The organism is Streptomyces siamensis (assembly GCF_039543605.1).
GTDB lineage: Bacteria > Actinomycetota > Actinomycetes > Streptomycetales > Streptomycetaceae > Streptomyces > Streptomyces siamensis.
The window spans coordinates 129,840-145,393 of sequence record NZ_BAABKB010000003.1; the positions used below are offsets into that span (position 1 = coordinate 129,840).

19 protein-coding genes are annotated in these 15,554 nt (G+C 70.5%); 9 read left to right on the top strand and 10 right to left on the bottom strand.

The window, feature by feature from the left end; all coding sequences use genetic code 11:
* The first annotated feature begins 3 nt into the window (after positions 1-3).
* From ABEB03_RS09550 to ABEB03_RS09580, 7 genes are all read left to right on the top strand, one after another.
* Positions 4-978 (top strand): type II secretion system F family protein, encoded by a 975-nt coding sequence (locus tag ABEB03_RS09550; protein ID WP_345644543.1) that lies wholly within the window; start codon positions 4-6, stop codon positions 976-978.
* On the top strand, positions 975-1,898 hold the full coding sequence (locus ABEB03_RS09555) for a type II secretion system F family protein (protein ID WP_345644546.1): 924 nt from the start codon (positions 975-977) through the stop codon (positions 1,896-1,898). The genes ABEB03_RS09550 and ABEB03_RS09555 overlap by 4 nt, the downstream gene beginning before the upstream one ends.
* Before the next feature lie 47 nt (positions 1,899-1,945).
* Complete coding sequence (locus tag ABEB03_RS09560) at positions 1,946-2,197, top strand: hypothetical protein (protein ID WP_028805786.1); 252 nt, start codon at positions 1,946-1,948, stop codon at positions 2,195-2,197.
* Positions 2,198-2,304: 107 nt separating this feature from the next.
* Entirely contained in the window at positions 2,305-2,685 is a 381-nt protein-coding gene (locus ABEB03_RS09565) for a TadE family protein (protein WP_257004899.1), read from the top strand.
* Positions 2,685-3,212, top strand: a complete 528-nt coding sequence (locus ABEB03_RS09570; RefSeq protein ID WP_345644550.1) for a TadE/TadG family type IV pilus assembly protein — start codon at positions 2,685-2,687, stop codon at positions 3,210-3,212. Before ABEB03_RS09565 ends, ABEB03_RS09570 begins: the two co-directional genes overlap by 1 nt.
* A gap of 8 nt (positions 3,213-3,220) precedes the next feature.
* Positions 3,221-3,772, top strand: a complete 552-nt coding sequence (locus ABEB03_RS09575; protein WP_425589209.1) for a TadE/TadG family type IV pilus assembly protein — start codon at positions 3,221-3,223, stop codon at positions 3,770-3,772.
* A gap of 34 nt (positions 3,773-3,806) precedes the next feature.
* Positions 3,807-4,538, top strand: a complete 732-nt coding sequence (locus ABEB03_RS09580; protein WP_345644553.1) for a hypothetical protein — start codon at positions 3,807-3,809, stop codon at positions 4,536-4,538.
* 36 nt (positions 4,539-4,574) lie between these two features.
* On the opposite strand, the gene ABEB03_RS09585 is transcribed toward ABEB03_RS09580, so the two are convergent.
* The 10 genes from ABEB03_RS09585 to ABEB03_RS09630 all read right to left on the bottom strand — a co-directional run bounded on the left by ABEB03_RS09585 (position 4,575) and on the right by ABEB03_RS09630 (position 10,789).
* The gene (locus ABEB03_RS09585; protein WP_345644556.1) at positions 4,575-4,913 is read right to left on the bottom strand and encodes a hypothetical protein; all 339 of its coding nucleotides are present in this window, start codon (positions 4,911-4,913) and stop codon (positions 4,575-4,577) included.
* A gap of 21 nt (positions 4,914-4,934) precedes the next feature.
* A complete protein-coding gene (locus tag ABEB03_RS09590) occupies positions 4,935-5,393 on the bottom strand; it encodes a hypothetical protein (protein ID WP_345644797.1) in 459 nt (152 codons plus the stop codon).
* 298 nt (positions 5,394-5,691) lie between these two features.
* Positions 5,692-5,979 carry a hypothetical protein gene (locus ABEB03_RS09595; RefSeq protein ID WP_345644559.1) on the bottom strand — a complete coding sequence of 96 codons (288 nt, stop codon included), beginning with the start codon at positions 5,977-5,979 and terminating at the stop codon, positions 5,692-5,694.
* 171 nt (positions 5,980-6,150) lie between these two features.
* Positions 6,151-6,519 carry a hypothetical protein gene (locus ABEB03_RS09600; RefSeq protein ID WP_345644562.1) on the bottom strand — a complete coding sequence of 123 codons (369 nt, stop codon included), beginning with the start codon at positions 6,517-6,519 and terminating at the stop codon, positions 6,151-6,153.
* Between the two features lies 1 nt (position 6,520).
* On the bottom strand, positions 6,521-7,294 hold the full coding sequence (locus ABEB03_RS09605; protein WP_345644565.1) for a hypothetical protein: 774 nt from the start codon (positions 7,292-7,294) through the stop codon (positions 6,521-6,523).
* A 48-nt stretch (positions 7,295-7,342) separates the two neighbouring features.
* The gene (locus tag ABEB03_RS09610; protein WP_345644568.1) at positions 7,343-8,140 is read right to left on the bottom strand and encodes a putative T7SS-secreted protein; all 798 of its coding nucleotides are present in this window, start codon (positions 8,138-8,140) and stop codon (positions 7,343-7,345) included.
* A 139-nt stretch (positions 8,141-8,279) separates the two neighbouring features.
* Positions 8,280-8,405 (bottom strand): hypothetical protein, encoded by a 126-nt coding sequence (locus ABEB03_RS09615; RefSeq protein WP_345644571.1) that lies wholly within the window; start codon positions 8,403-8,405, stop codon positions 8,280-8,282.
* Between the two features lie 115 nt (positions 8,406-8,520).
* Positions 8,521-8,916 (bottom strand): hypothetical protein, encoded by a 396-nt coding sequence (locus tag ABEB03_RS09620; RefSeq protein WP_345644574.1) that lies wholly within the window; start codon positions 8,914-8,916, stop codon positions 8,521-8,523.
* A 146-nt stretch (positions 8,917-9,062) separates the two neighbouring features.
* A complete protein-coding gene (locus ABEB03_RS09625; RefSeq protein ID WP_345644577.1) occupies positions 9,063-10,130 on the bottom strand; it encodes a hypothetical protein in 1,068 nt (355 codons plus the stop codon).
* Between the two features lie 2 nt (positions 10,131-10,132).
* Positions 10,133-10,789, bottom strand: a complete 657-nt coding sequence (locus ABEB03_RS09630; protein WP_345644580.1) for a hypothetical protein — start codon at positions 10,787-10,789, stop codon at positions 10,133-10,135.
* A 344-nt stretch (positions 10,790-11,133) separates the two neighbouring features.
* Here ABEB03_RS09630 and ABEB03_RS09635 point away from each other — a divergent pair, with 344 nt between their 5' ends.
* A complete protein-coding gene (locus ABEB03_RS09635; protein ID WP_345644583.1) occupies positions 11,134-14,130 on the top strand; it encodes a BTAD domain-containing putative transcriptional regulator in 2,997 nt (998 codons plus the stop codon).
* A 519-nt stretch (positions 14,131-14,649) separates the two neighbouring features.
* Entirely contained in the window at positions 14,650-15,477 is an 828-nt protein-coding gene (locus ABEB03_RS09640) for a prepilin peptidase (protein ID WP_345644586.1), read from the top strand.
* Positions 15,478-15,554: the final 77 nt, after the last annotated feature.

Sequence of the window (15,554 nt, forward strand, 5' to 3'; positions counted from 1 at the left end):
CGCATGACGGACACGACTTCCCTCGCCGCGCTCGACTCGCTCGGCTCCATGGGCGGGCTGTTCTCCACCACCGTCCTGTTCGCGCTCGCCTCCGGTGTCGCCGTCGGCGGCGGCATCGCGCTGTTCGCCGTCGCCGTCCGCGGACTGCCGGCCAAGCCCGAGCACGAGAAGCAGAAGGCGAGCCAACGGGCAGGTGAGCTCGTCCGGTTCGCCGGCCGACGCGGATCCACCGCCGCCATCGTGGGACTCGTCGTCCTGCTGCTGACCCGATGGGCCGTCGCCGGAATCGCCGCCGGAATCCTCGTCTTCTTCTGGGACAAGCTCTTCGGTGGCGCCTCCGAGGAGCGCGCCGCGATGCGCCGGGTGGAGGCCCTGGCGTCCTGGACCGAGTCGCTGCGCGACACCATCGCCGGAGCGGTGGGCCTGGAACAGGCCATCCCCGCCTCGGCACGCGCCGCGGCCCCCGTACTGCGGCCCCACCTGGACTCCCTGGTGGACCGGCTGCGTTCCCGTACACCGCTGCCCGAGGCCCTGCAGCAACTGGCCGACGAGATCGACGACGCGTCCGCGGACATCATCGTGGCCGCACTGATCCTCAACGCCCGGCTGCGCGGACCCGGTCTGCGCCAAGTGCTCGGCGCACTCGCCAAGTCGGCCCGCGAGGAGGTCGACATGCGCCAGCGCGTGATGGCCCAGCGCGCCTCGACCCGCCGCTCGGTGCAGATCGTCGTCGCGGTGTCGATCGCCTTCGTCCTCGGCCTGTCGATCTTCAACCGCGACTTCGTCAAGCCGTACGGCACGGCGGTCGGGCAGCTCGTACTCGCCTGCGTCTGCGGCCTGTTCGCGCTCGGCTTCTGGTGGCTGCGCAAGCTCTCCACCATCGAGACCCCCGAGCGGTTCCTGGTGCGCGACGAGTCGTCGGTGCAGTTCGTGCGCCCCCGTACTCCGGCTTCCACCGACGAGGCGGTACGTCGATGAACCTGACCATGCCGCTCCTGATCGGCGCCGTCCTGGGCCTGGGCGCCTACGCACTCGTACGCGCTCTCATGCCGTCGAAGCGCAGCGCGGTCGCGCAGGTCGCCCGCATCGACGCGATGCGGGCGCGGGGCGCCGCCTACGAATCCGCGCACCGCGGCGGACAGGACGCCGGGAAACTCGGCAGCCTGCGGGCCCAGGTCGGCACCCGCGTCGCCGACTTCTACCTCCAGCAGGGCTGGGAGCAGCGCTCGCTGCGCGCCGACCTGGCCGTCCTGGACCGGAGCTGGGAGAAGTTCCTCGCGACGAAGGTGCTGCTCGCCGCGGCCGGCGTGTTCTTCGGACCGTTCCTCTTCGCCGTCGTCTGGACGCTCGGCTTCGGCAGCAGCCCGATCATCCCGGTCTGGCTGGCCCTGCTGTTCGCCCTCGTCTTCTTCTTCCTCCCCGACGTGGAGGTGCGGCGGGACGCGGCGGACAAGCGGCGCGACCTGCGGCGCGTGATCGGCGCGTACCTGGACCTCGTGTCGATGAGCCTGGCCGGCGGCCGGGGCCTGCCCGAGGCCCTGATGGCCGCCGCCGAGGTCTCCGACGGGTGGGCCACCCAGCGCATCCGCAACGCGCTCGCCGACGCCCGCATCACCGGCATCAGCCAGTGGCAGGCCCTCGGCTCGCTGGGCGAGGAACTCGGCGTCGAGGAACTGAAGGACCTGTCGGCCTCCCTGGCGCTGGTCGCGGACGACGGCGCGAAGGTCCGCGAGTCGCTCGCCTCCCGCGCCGAGACCATGCGGCACCGCGAGCTCTCCGAGATCGAGGGCAGCGCGGGCGAGAAGTCGCAGTCGATGCTGGTCGCCCAGCTGCTGCTGTGCGCCGGCTTCCTGGTCTTCCTGATCTTTCCCGCCGCCATGCGCGTCTTCCAGGTCTGACGCCGACCGACAACTTCATCCACGTCATTTCGAGAGGACAACTCACCATGAACGGACGGAACTTCAGCACCGGGATCCCGGGGGTGGACTTCCTGATCACCTTCCTCCAGGGCCGGGTGCAGCGCGCCCGCTCCGGCGAACTCGACCGGGGTGCGTCCGCGGTGGAGTGGGTCATCATCTCCGCCGTCGTCGTCGCGATCGTCGGCGTGGTCGCCGCCATCATCAACGCCGCCCTCAGCGACGGCGCCAACAAGGTGGGCGACTGCATCAAGGGCGCGGACGCCGGCAAGACCTGCTGAGCCGTTCCGCAACTTCTCACACGGGGACACGGGTGCGCGCACATCCAGGGGTACGTCGCTGGGTACGCCGCCGGGTGGAGGCCGCCTCCACCCGCGGCGACTCCGGCATGACCGCGATCGAGTTCGTGCTGCTCACGCCGGTGCTCTTCTTCATGATCTTCGCGACGGTGCAGTTCGCGCTGTACTTCTTCGCCGATCACGTGGCCCAGGCGGCGGCCCAGGCGGGCGCCCGCAAGGCCCGCGCCACGGCCGACGAACAGCCCGGAGCGTGGCGGGGCGAGGCACGTGACGTCGTCGACAGCTACATCCGCCAGCTCGGCCCGCAGCTGGTGCTGTCCCCGGACGTGAAGCTTCTCCAGCCCGAGCAGAACAAGGTCGGAGTGGAGATCACGGCCAAGGTGCCCACCGTGTTCCCGGGCCTGGACCTCACGGTGCACGCCCAGTCGGTGGGCCCGGTGGAGAGATTCGTGAAGGAGGGCGAGAACTGATGGCGGCGCTCGTCTCCTTCGTACGGGACCGGGTGACGGCGTACCGCGAGGGCGACCGGGGCCGGGGACGCCGGGGAGCCCGGGGGCGGCAGGTGGACCGGGGTCACCCGGGAGCCCGGCGGCACCGGGCGTGCCGCGGAGACCGGGGACTGTCCACCGTGGAGGTCGTGATCCTCGCCCCCGTGATGATCCTCTTCATCCTCGTCCTGGTGGCCTTCGGGCAGCTCGTGGACGGCCGGGGCGCGCTCGACGGAGCCGCTCGGGACGCGGCACGCGCCGGATCCCTCCAGCGGGAGGAGGCGACCGCGATGTCCGAGGCGCAGAAGGCGGCCGACGCCGACCTCGCGGACGTGTGCTCCGGCCCGGTGACCGTCACCAAGACCAGCACCGGATTCGCGGACGCCGAGCTCTTCACGGTCGAGGTGAGCTGCCAGGTGCGGGGCCTCGCCATGCTCGGCCTGGACGTCCCGACGACCCTGACCAGCTCGTTCACCTCGCCGCTCGACCCCTTCAAGAGGAAGGCGTGATGGGGCACATGAGGCCGCGCGCAACCGCGGGACAGGGCGGGCCGGGTGCCCGGGCGGGGCGGCGCGGGCCGGGCGACCACGAGGTCCCCTCACGGCTGCGTACCCGCGCCCGGGAGTGGGCCGGGGCGCGCCGGGCCCGCCTGGACGACCGTGGTTCCGGCGCCGGCGCGGTCATCATCTTCGCGATCGTCTTCCTCTCCCTGTCGGCCTTCGTCATCGACGGCGGCATGTCGATCTCCAAGCGGGAGCGGGCCGCGGACATAGCCGAACAGGCCGCCCGCTACGCCGCCCAGGACGTCGACAAGGAAGCCCTCTACCAGAACCAGGGCAAGGGCGGCGCCCCCATCCGCTACCAGAACTGCGGGGCCCGCGTGAAGGCGTTCGCCCGCGAGATGGGCATGTCCGGCGCGGACATCGCGGCCTCGCACTGCGTGGCCGCGGACGAGAACCAGGTCGAGGTCGAGGTCCAGCTCACCTACTCCCCGGTCTTCACCGGCATGTTCTACGGCGGCGACGTCGTCGTGCACGGCAGCGCGGTGGCGGAGAACGAGGTCGGCTGAGCCGGCACCGCTGCGGCGGACGAGTGGAGGTGGCGTGGCGGTGTTCGGGCGGAAGAAGGACGACCCGGTCGTCGAACCCGTGCCCTGGGAAGGGACCGGCGGGGTCGGAGGCTTCGTCGTCGGCGACGTGCTGCGCCCGGCGGCCTTCCGGCGCAAGGCGCTGACAGGGGAGCGGGCGGTACGGGAACCGACGATGCGGGACGGCGTACGGTACTTCGCCCCGGCGGCGGTCGTCACGCGCCTCGGTGAGGCCGACGACAGCACGCCGTCGTACGAGCTGCACGCGGCCGTCGAGCCCGGCGGGGCATCGCTGTGCGTCCTCACGCCCGCGAGTCGCGGCACCGCCTACCGCGTGACCGACGCCGACGGAACGGAACTGGGGCACGTGCACCGCACCTCCGCCGCCAAGCGGGCCCTCCAGCACGGCTGGTGGCTGCGGCAGCCAGGACACCCGGAGATCGTGGCCCGCTACCACTGGGCCAGGGGCAGTGCGAAGGACATCGCCGCGCGGGGCAGGGAGAAGGCGGTCCGCGGAGCCGGCGCGCTCGTCTCCGGCGTCGTCGACTCCGTCGCCGGTCTGGGGGCCGAGGGCGGCGACCAGCGGAGTACGCACGTGTGGAAGCCGGTGACGTGGCGTACGGGGGACGAGGAGGAGGACCTGGTCCTCACCTCCGGCCACCTGGACGGCGTGCGGGTGTACCACCCGCACGCCCCTTGGCTGGACCGCCGCCTGGCGTTCGCACTGGCGGTACTGCGAGAGGCGTGACGCCGGCCGGCGTCGGGCGGTCCTCCCGGACGGGCGTCACTTCCCGCCGTCGCCCTTGCCGCCCTTCTTCTCCGTCTTCACCCCGTCGGAGACGTCCTTGGCCAGCTTGTCGTCGAGCTTCTTGAACTCGCGGACGACGGCGTCGGACATGTCGGCGAGGGCGTCGAGGGCCTGGGAGATGTCCTCACGGCCGTCCTCCCAGCCGGACTCGAAGTCGTCGAGCGCGTCGTAGACGGTGTGGTCGCCGAGGTCGTCCTTGTAGGACTCGAAGAGCTTCTTGGTGTGGTTCAGCCGGGTCTTGATGTCGCGCAGCCGCCCGCCGTAGTCCTCCAGCTCGCTGATCGGGAGCGCGAGGTCGCTCTTGCTCGTGCCCATGTGCGGTTCCCCCTTGGTTCGTCAGACGAAGCGGAACGTGCCGGTCACGGCGTCGAAGACGTCGTGGAACGCCTCCGCCAGGTCCAGCACCGGGCTGGCCCCGGAGACGAGCACCACCTGACCGGCGGTTCCCGGGACGGGAATGTACGTCTGGGTCAGCACCATACGAAGGGTACGGGTGTCTCCCTGCGCGACGGGAACGTCCTCGACACCGAACGTCCGGGCAGCCGGGCCGACTTCGGGGATGTCGACGGTCGTGACGGTGCGCCAGGCGTCGCCGTCACGGCGCGGCGTGATGGTCCGCAGGCTCTCGGCGATGGCCCGCGGATCCGTGGACAGGGCCACGCCCTGCTTGTTCTTGGCGCCGAGCACGGACACGGTGACGGTCGCCGACAGCGGCACGCCTCCGAAGTTCTCCGCCATGCAGCCCATGTACACGGCACCGGAGTCGTACGCGTCCTTGGCCATCCTGCGCAGCATGGCGGTCAGCTCGGCTCGGTAGTCCCCGAGTTCGGGAATCTCGCGGATCCGCTCGTCGACGAGCGTGCGGATGGTGCTGTCCCGGCCCTCAGGACGGATGTCGAACTCCCACCAGGATTCGGGGACGGACAGGGAAACTCCCCTGAAGTCCTCCTGGGCCGCCTCCTGGACGCGCTCCTGCTGGCCCGGGCGGGCTGGGTCGTGGATCGGGTCAGGCGTGGTGGGCACGGTGCTCAGTTCCTTCTTCTTGCCTCGAGAGTCGTCCTGCGGTCAGCGGGCAGTAGTTGCCCGTCGGCGGTCAGTCGGGCATCGGGAGTCCCGCAACCTCGGCGAGCCGCATTGCTTCGTCCTCCGAAATCTCGGGCGGTACGAAGTCGAGCGACTCCGCATGCCGGATGAACTCGGCGGGCGGGGCCACGCGATGGTACTGGACGTAGTCGGACCAGGCCAGATTCCATACCCAGGTCCCGTCCGTCATGACACCGACACGAACCCGCATTCCCTCGGAATCGGAGAAGGGGTCGGGAAGGGTGCCGGGGGAGAAGAGCAGTGGTTCTGCGCGCTCCAGGTATCCGGAAAGCTTCATAGCGAGCTCCTCCGTGAGCGAGCCAGGGGCGCACTCTATATGGGTTTGCGCCTCTCCGATACGGTACGGCGCGGATATCGACGTCATGCGCGTGCAGGCCGCGCGCCTGCCGGAGCTTGGCGACCTCGGCGATGTCGGTGAGGGCCTGGCGGTTGAGGCACGGGACGGCTATCAGTACGGAATATCAAGAGCTTCGCAGAGCTCCATGATTCTCTCCTCCGAGACCTCGGGCAGCACGAAGTCGAGCCTCTCGACATGCTGCATGAAGTCGGTTCCGGGGGAGATTCGGCTTTCGCGGACCAGGTCTGCCCACGCGAGATCCCACACCCATTCGCCGTCCGTCATGACTCCGACGCGCACACGGTGATCAGGGTTGTCGGACAGAGGTGACTGTCTTGTGCCCGGGGCGAGCACAAGGTCTTCTGCAGTCTCAAGGTATTCGGCCAGGCGCTCGCTGACTTCAATAGACAGACGATTGAGCTCAGCCGGGACCGTACGGGCTGGTTCATCCGGCTTGAAAGGTGCTGGGATCTGCTTCATGTCAGCTTCCATTATTCGGCTCGAAAACTTTGAAATCTCCGCGTTCTGTCGGGTGAATACGCGGAAGCGGCGGTCGGGACGTCAGTCCTTGTTCGTGTGCCTTCAGTTCCTTGAAGTAGTCCGGGTCGAACGGTCCCACCTCCATCTTTCCACCACGGTGGACCCACAGGAAGTCGGTGGGGGCCTCGACCGACACGCCCAGCTTGTTGGCAAGGTCCTGAGCAAAGCCGTCCGGCCGCATGCCGGTCTGGCACGAGAGCAATCGGATGTCCTCGCCGTTCCAGCCGTTCTGCCGCATGAGGTCTGCGAGTTCGCGATGGTTCAGGTTCGCCCATGACTTCGGATCGTGCGCCACTGCTTCGCCGCCTCGTACTTGAACGCCCACGCTTTCGGGTGACCCATGGACGGCGACATCGAACTTTCCGGTCGGAGGAACGTGATCGAAGCGATATCCGAGCCTGTCTCCAGGGCGGAATATCTTCAGGCCGGGCCGGCCCTTCGGGAAGCTCCTGATATTGAGATTGAGTGGTGGATTTCCGCGGGAAGCGAGGCCCCGGACGGCCGTGACGAGAGACATTCCCCCTTCGCGGAGTCCCTTGATGTAGCCGCGCAGACCGCCGGTAATGCCCTTCAACGCGCCGGCGCCGAGGGCTTTGAGGCCCCCCGCCTTCCAGAGCTTGCCCATCTTCGCGAGGCTGGTGAAGCCCTTCGTGGCGGGTATGCAGTCCAGGAGGGCCCATACGAGATCGCCCCAGCCCGCTTGGCCGTTGAGCATTTTTCTTATCGTGTCGGCCAGCACGACCAGGGCCGCCGCGAAGACCAGTCAGCCCAGCGGACCGCCGACGATCATCACGATGATGCCGACGACGGTCACGACCCACTTGCAGACCGTGACGATCTCGTCCCAGTGGTCGGTGACCCAGTCGACGGCCTCCTCCCACCAGTGGCGGTTGTGGATGCCGGCGTCGGAGGCCTCGTGGAGTTTCTTCACCGTGCGCCGAGCGGCGTCCTCGCGCAGCCCCTTGGCCTGCGCGGCGAGCTTTTTCGCCGCGTCCAACGCGCCCTGGGCGTCGTCCACGTCCTGCTGGGCGGCGGTCTGCTTCTCCTTGGCGTGCGTGGCGTTGCGTGTCGCCCGGCGCACCTCGTCCTCGTCGGGCTTGGGGACGTCCTTGCCGCGGTTCTTGTCCGGGTCGTACGAGTCCGCCTTGTGCGTGGCGGTACGCACCCAGTCATTGGCGCCGTTCAACGCGGTTTTCGCAGTGGAGAGTTCGGCGCGCGCTTTGCGGCCGTCGCGGAGGGCCTGGTCCGCCTTCTCCTGGGCCTTCTCCAGATCCGGCCAGTACGAGGCGAGCGCGTCGCCCGCGATGTCGTACGACTTCTTGAGCTTCTTCAGCTTTCCGGGGACGTCCTCGAACTCGGCCGTGAAGGATTCCGCCGTCTTGCCCGCCCACTTCAGCACGGCGTCCTCGTTCGCCATGCCCTTGATGTGGCGCAGGACATGGGAGACGTCGTCGGCGAAGTCGTGCAGCGAGCCGGCGAGTTTCCGTACGCGCTGCGGGTCGCCGGGAGTCGGGTCCTGGTCCAGGTCGAGTATGTGCCAGTCCGCCGGCCTGTGCGACACGCTTTCCCCCGTAACACCTGCAACTTGAGCCGTCTCAGGAACAGAACATGCTTGCGAACTTATCGCACGCTGCTGCGGGTGAGACGTGGATTTGCCTGTGGGTGGTTGCGTAGCGGTAGTGACGTGTGATCAGGGGCCGTCACGAGTCGCCTCCCTCGTCGTATGCGATGGAGGTGTACGTGGCGGCCGCCAGGTAGGTGCGGGCCTCTTCCGTGAGCGGCATGTGGCTCAGGCCGAACCATGGGCCGCTGTTCTTCACCGCCATCCACCGGTCGGTCGCGGTGCTTTGATCTGGCACTCGTCGCCCGAAAAGATCCGGGTCATGCCCAGTCCCGTCCTGGTCAGCGGCGGAGATGACCCGTCCAGGTTTTCGACCTTGTCTACGTCCCATCGATTCCGAGGTCCCGTTCCAGGATTTCCATCAGCCGCGGCTCCGGCACTTCCGGCACCTGGTGGTGGGCGAGCCTGACGTGCGCGACGAACTCCGAGGGCAGGGACACGTGATACTTCCCGAGGTAGTAGGGGAGGTCCTCGCGCCACAGGCAGGTTCCGTCCGTGTACAGCGATCCGATGCCGCACAGCGCGGGGGCTTCGGGGTCCAGGACGTCGGGGCCTGCGCTCATCTCGCTCCAGATTCCCGCGCCGTTCCTGAGGTAGGAGACGATCTTCGCTTCGTCCGGCTCTCCCGTCGGGTTCACGGCATCGCGGATGAGCCCGTCAGCAGGCAGTCCCCACCCGGGGCCGAGTTCGGAGAAGAAGCCCACGGGGCGGATCATCTGAGCTCCTGGGTTGTGCCGTCCGCTCCGCACGGTGCCTCCGTTGTCGTCCTCACCGTCGCGTCGGCGATGCCCAACCGGATCGTGCCCGATGGGCTGTGCGCGCTCGTCGGCCGGCCCTACGGATGCCGAGGTCTCGTCCGGACCTAACGGTTGATCGACTGGATTTCCTGGACATTCATGTCCTGGGTCGTCTCGAAGGTGCCGTCCGGGAGGTCGCCCTTGGCGCCGCCGGTGCCTTCCCAGGAGATCTGCCAGGTGATGGAGGCCTTCAGCTGGTACGGGGCGCCGCTCGTGGCACGCAGGTACTCGATGCCGCACGGCGGCGTCCGGTCGGCGTCGCCCTTCTTGTACGGGGTGCCGATCGAGCCGTCGTCGTTGATCTTGCACTCGCCGGAGGCCGGGAACGTGCTGGCGTCCTCCGTGCCGGGCTCCAGGTGCAGCGCGACCGGCTTGGCCGTGGTCTCCGCCCACAGGTTGGTGTTCGGGAGCTCGGCGCGGACGGTGACGTCCTGGAAGGTGCCCTTGTCGAGCCAGATCCACGTGGGCAGATTGACCGTGGACTTGCCCTCGGGCTTCAGCTCTATCTTGGTGTCAGGGATCTTGACCTGGTTGTAGGCGTACTCGGCGAGCGTCTTCGGGGTCGGGGCGTTCGGGACCTGCGGGACCGTGTTGCCGTCCTGCCAGAACATGATCCGGCCGCAGTCCCACGACTTGGGGTCCGTGTCGTCCGGTGCGACGCTGCGCCAGAAGTACCCCTTCTTGCCGGTGTTGTAGTCCTTGTAACCGGGCGCGGTGGACCAGGTGTCGTCGAAGTTCTTCTCAGGCTTCTCGTCCCGGTAGTGGTCCGTCCACAGCCCCTTGCCGATCCACGTCTCGTGGACACCGACGTCGCCATTGCCGTTCGTCTCCGAGAACCTCTTCAGCTGCTCGGGCGTCATGACGGGCTCGTACCAGCACGCCGGGGGCTCCCAGTTGGGGTCGACCGACGTGATGTTGCCCCGCTTGCCCGTGGTGGGGCCCTTCACCTGGCGGACCTTGATCTGGGACTGGGTGGCCGAGGCGTTGATGTTGCCGTTTCCGTCGGAGTTGCCCGAAGGGCCCGTCGGCGGTGTGGTGTTGTCCGCGGGGCCGTCCGCGTGCGCCGTGCCCCCGCTCCAAAGCACCAATGCCGCCACCGCCACAGGGGTCCAGTGGGAAGTACGTCCGCGCATCCTCATGCCTGGCACTCCTTCGCCTTCCCCTTGACCTCGATCACCTGCGCCTTCCAGGCGGGCGAGGAGCCGCTCGGCGGGAACATCATCATGGTGAACTTCTGGTAGCTGCTCAGACTCTCCTTGGTGCGCAGGACCTTTCCGGTCTTGATCTCCTTGCCGAAGAACTCCGCCTGGTTTCTGCAGAAGCTGACGAGGACGCGCTTCCCCTTGCCCACGGAGTTGGTCTCGGCGTCGTAGTACTTGTCCGTGCCGGTCACGGTCCAGCCGCCCTTGACCCATGCCTGGATCTGGGACTTGGCGTACTGGGAGGCACTGCCGTCCGAGTAGAACTGGTACGCCGGGTCCTCGGGATCCTGCTTGTCGATGCCGTGGTCGAGAGCCCTGATGTAGTTGGCCGCGTCGGCAAGCGCCGCCGCGTGCTTGGCGTCGGACGGGGTGTCGAAGTCGAAGACCAGGTCCAGGTCCTTGGGCACGCTCACGTCGGGCCGGCCGGCCTGGGTGCCCCCCGACGCCGAAGCCGACGGTGACGTCGAGCCCGTGTCCGCGCCCTTGATGTCGTCCGAGGACTTGTCGTCGCCTCCGCCGCAGGCGGTGAGGAGGAGGGCCGTGGTCGCGGTGAGCGCGACGGCGGCTGTGGTCAGGGCGCGACGGGACACGGGCTTTCTCCCCCTGTGTTCGGCATGTGTGCAGCAGAGAACGAAGCTATCAGGGGTGCGTAGAGGGCATCGGGGCGGCAACGGGGGATTGTGTGGGGACCGTGAGAACTGTGACATGACGGTTGCGAATGATGGTGAGCTGAGGCGGGACACGGATTCCGGGGCAACGGGCAAGTCGGACTTAGGGGGTGAGGGTCGGTAAAGCGGGCCGCCGCTCAAGTCCCGTCCCCTGTCTGACCTTCGACGACCTCCGTACGATCTCGATAGGCTCAGCACACCCCCCGGACCACCTCAGCAGCTCCAAGCTCTCGCCTCCCTCCCCACACGACCCCAGGACACCCGCCATGGCCCGACGCACCACTTCAAGCTCGACGGGAAGCACGCCGGGTCCGAGGAATCGGACGCCGCAGCCGCTGCCCCGGCGTCGACGGACGTTCGGGGACTTCGCGAAGGCGACCGCCGCGTTCGTCGCGCTGCTGGTGCTGCTCGTCGGCGTTCCGGGCGCGCTCGTGGTCAGCGTGGGGTGGCCGTTGCCGCACGGGGCGCCCTCGCTGGACTGGCTCCAGCAGGAGATCACGGTCGGCACGTTCATCAACGTGCTGACGGTGATCGTGTGGTTCGCCTGGGCCCAGTTCACCGCCTGCGTGCTCGTCGAGGTGAAGGCCGCGCTGTCGGGCGTGGGCCTGCCGAACCGCGTCCCCGGCGCCGGTCCGAGCCAGCTGCTCGCCCGCCAGCTCGTCGCCGCGCTGCTGCTCGTCGGCGCCACCGCGGCCAGCTTCGCGCCGGGCCTCTCGCAGCTCGGCCAGAGCCTGGAGGGCAACCAGCGCGGCACGGTCGCCGCCGCGCAGCAGACCCCGGGCGGGCTGTTCGCACAGCAGCAGGAGCAGGCCGCGTCCAGCGCGGCCGCCGCGCTCGCCGAGCAGGCCGCCGACGCGGCGTCGCACGCCGACGCCGGAAGCGGTCACGCAGCCCAGGAGAGCGACACCAAGTACTACCGGATCCATCCGCCCGAGGGACGCCACCACGACTCGCTGTGGGAGATCGCCGAGCGGCACCTCGGCGACGGGCGCCGCTACAAGGAGATCTACCAGCTCAACAAGGACCGCACGCAGCCCGACGGTTCCAAGCTCTCCGAGGCGAGTCTGATCCGCCCCGGCTGGATCCTGGAGATGCCCGGCGACGCCCACGGCGGCGATCTCGTCGAGCTGCCCGACGAGGCGCCGAAGGTCTCCGAGCAGGTCCAGCAGCAGATCCACGACTACGCGAAGACCGGCGACCACCAGCAGGGCAGCGGGCAGCAGGGCGGCGGCGCCGGCGACCGGGACACCGCGCACATCCACCTGCCCCATCAGCGGCCGGGTGGCGACCAGGGCGTCGGCAGCGGCGGGGACCAGCGGCACGAGCAGGGCGCCTCGCACGCCTCGGACTCCTCGGCCGCCGAGGAGAGCGGGTTCTCCTTCGGGCTGCCCGAGACGCTCGTCGGCGCGCCCCTTCTCGCCGCGGGCCTGCTCGGCGCGCTCGGCCGCCGACGCCGCCAGGCCCTGTGGCAGTCGGCGCTCGGCGCGGTCGGCGGGCGGCGCGGCATGGAACCGCCGGTCCCGACCGGTTCGGCCGCGGACGCCCAGGACGCGCTGCTGGTGGGCGCCGACCCCGAGGGCGTACGCCTGCTCGACCTCTCGCTGCGCGGGCTGGCCGCGGCGCTCGCCGCCGAGTCCCGCCCGCTGCCGACCGTCTACGCGGCCTGGCTCAGCGGCAACGGCGACCTGCACCTCCAGCTCGCCCAGCCGGCCGGGAAGCCGCCCGCGCCCTGGCAGCTCGGGCAGGACCAGACGTTCTGGATGCTGGCGCGCGCCGACGCGGAGCGGTACGAGGACGTCGACACCGCCGCTCCCTACCCCGGCCTCGTCAGCCTCGGGACGATGGACGACTCCCGGCTGCTCCTCAACCTGGAGTCCGTCCCCGGCATCGTGTCGCTGAGCGGCAGCGCGAGCGACCGTGCGGGCGTCTTCGCCTCCGTCGCCGCCGAGTTGGCGACCAACGGCTGGTCCGACCGCATGACGATCACGCTCGTCGGCTTCGGCGAGGACCTCACGCCGCTGGCGCCCAACCGGCTGCGCCACCTCGACGACGTCGAGGCGCTCGTGGAGACCATGGAGGCGGAGACGCGGCAGCGGCGCGGCGCGCTGGGCGCCGCCGGCCACGACTCCGTGCTGACCGGCCGTACCGGGCCCGCCCAGCACACCCGCTGGGCCCCGCACTTGGTGCTGCTCGCCGCGGAGCCGTCCGCCGAGGACGCCGTCAAGCTCGCCGAACTCGCCGCCGACGCGAGCCGGCTCGGCATCGGCTACCTCGTCGGCACGGAGAGCGGTGATCTGCCGGGCGCCGCCTGGGAGATGGAGATCACCGGCGAGGGCAAGCTGCTCGCACCGCTGCTCGGCCTCGAACTCGACGCGCAGTCGCTGCCGGTGGCGCAGCAGCGGGCGGTCGTGGAGCTGTTCGTCGAGGCGGACCCCGAGCGGGAGAGCACCAACTCCGCGGCGCCGCCGTTCCTCGTCGACATCAGCGAGCAGGGCCGTCCGGCGGTGTACGCGCGGCTCGTGGGCCCGTACGAGATCATCGGTCTGGACACGCCCGACGGCGAGCGCAGCCCGTTGATGCACGAGGCGCTCGCGCTGCTGCTCCTGCACCGCGAGGGCGTGCACCCGCGGGTGCTGTCGTCCGCGCTGTGGCCGCGCGGGGTCACCGACGACGTGCGGGACGCGCTCGTCGAGCGGCTGCGCGGCTGGCTCGGCACCGACCCGGACGGCACCGCCCGCCTCGGCACCGACGCCACCGGGCGGCTCACGCTCGCCAAGTCGGTCGTCTCCGACCTGGACGTGCTGCGGTCGCTGTACCACGAGGCGACGCAGGGCAGGGGCGTCAACAGCCGTGCGGTGCGCGGGCGGTTGCTCACGGACGCGCTCGTCCTGGTGCGCGGTCCGCTGCTCGCCGACCGCCCCGCGGGCCGGTACGGCTGGCTCACACACGAGATCATCGACGCGCAACTCCCGCTGCTCGTCGCGGACATCGGACTCGCGCTGTCCGCCTTCCATCTGGAGAAGGACCGCGCGGAGAAGGCCATCGAGGCCCTGAACGCCGCCCTGAACTCCGCCCCCGGCGACGAGCGCCTGTGGAACGAACTGCTGCGCGCGACGCACACGATCGGTGACGGCGACCGTATGAAGCGGCTCGCCGCGGACCTGGTCACCCGCAGCGGTGCGCGCGGGCTGCCGCCGCGCACCGAGGCGCTGCTGGACGAGCTGCTGCCGACGTGGCGGAGCGGTGTCGCCGCCGTCGGATGAGCCTGGCGGGGTGCGGGGTGCGGGGTGCGGGGTGCGGGGCCCTGGGCCCGGCCCGGTGGTGACCGGCCGTGCCCGTCTGGGGCCCGCCGAGCGTCCGCCGTGCCCGCCGGGGGCCCGCCCGGGCGACGCGACTCCGCCCCGCGCGACGGCGCCCCGTCCCGTGTCGGGGCGCGCCGAGGCGATCCACCCCCTGCGGGAGGACGCGCCGAGGCGATCAGCTACCTGTGGGAGGACGCCGGGTCCGCTCCGGCCCGCGGGCGACGACCGGATCCCGGGCGATCCGCGCCGCGGGCAGAGCCCCGGGCCGCGCGTCGGTGCGGTCCGCGCCGTGTGGGTCCGGTCGGCCGGTCCGTCCCGTGGACGACGGCGGTGCCGGGCCGCGTGTCACCGGCGGAGGCGGGCCTGCTGAACGGCCCGCGGGGCGGCGCCCGTGCTGATCCGTCCGGCGGACGATGGCCCACCCGGCGTGCCCTGCGCGACGATGACCCGCGGCAGCAAACGAACTCTTGGGGTGAATGCGTGGACCTCGAACTCTGGGTGGCCGTCGGGGCCGCTCTCTGGGGCGCGGCGGCCGGGCTGCTGGTGCCCCGGCCCGCGTACCGCCTGTCCGTACGGCCGGACGAGCCGTGGCGCGACCGCTGCCCCGAGGGGCACGCCCTCACCGGCCCGGCGCGCGGCTGGCTCGGGCTCGCCCGCTGCCCGGAGTGCGGCGGCGACCGGGGGCGTGCGCCCGGCATCCCGCGTACGGCGTCGGAGGTGTCCGGCGACGCGGGCCGGGTGGCCCTGGGCGACGCCCCGTCCGCGTACGGCCCCGGCGTGTCTCTCGTCTCCCTCACCACCGCCGTGGTCTGCGCCGGTCTCGCCCTCGCCACCGGTACCCGGCCGGAGCTCGCCGTCTGGCTGCTGCTCGCGCCCCTCGGCGTGCTGCTCGCCGTGGTGGACTTCCGGGTGCAGCGGCTGCCGGACGTGCTGACCCTGCCGCTCGCCGGGGCCGCGCTCGTACTGCTCGGGGCGGCGGCTCTCGTGCCCGAGCACGCGGGGGACTGGCCGACCGCGCTGTACGGGGCGCTCGCGCTCGGCGGCGCGTACTTCCTCCTCTTCCTCATCAACCCGAACGGCATGGGCTTCGGGGACGTGAAACTCGCGCTGGGCCTCGGGGCCGTACTCGGCTGGTACGGGTGGAGCGTGGTGCTGCTGGGCACCTTCGCCGGGTTCCTGTTCGGCGGGCTGTACGGGATGGGCCTGGTCGTGGTGCGGCGCGCCGGACGCAAGACGTCGATCCCCTTCGGGCCCTTCCTCGTCGCGGGCGCCTACGTGGGGCTGCTGATCGGCGCGTACGCGGCCTGAACGGGGCCGTGGCCACGGGGTACGCGGGCTGGCGTCGAGCCCCCGAGGTGGCTGGCGTAGGCTGGATCGGTCCGCCC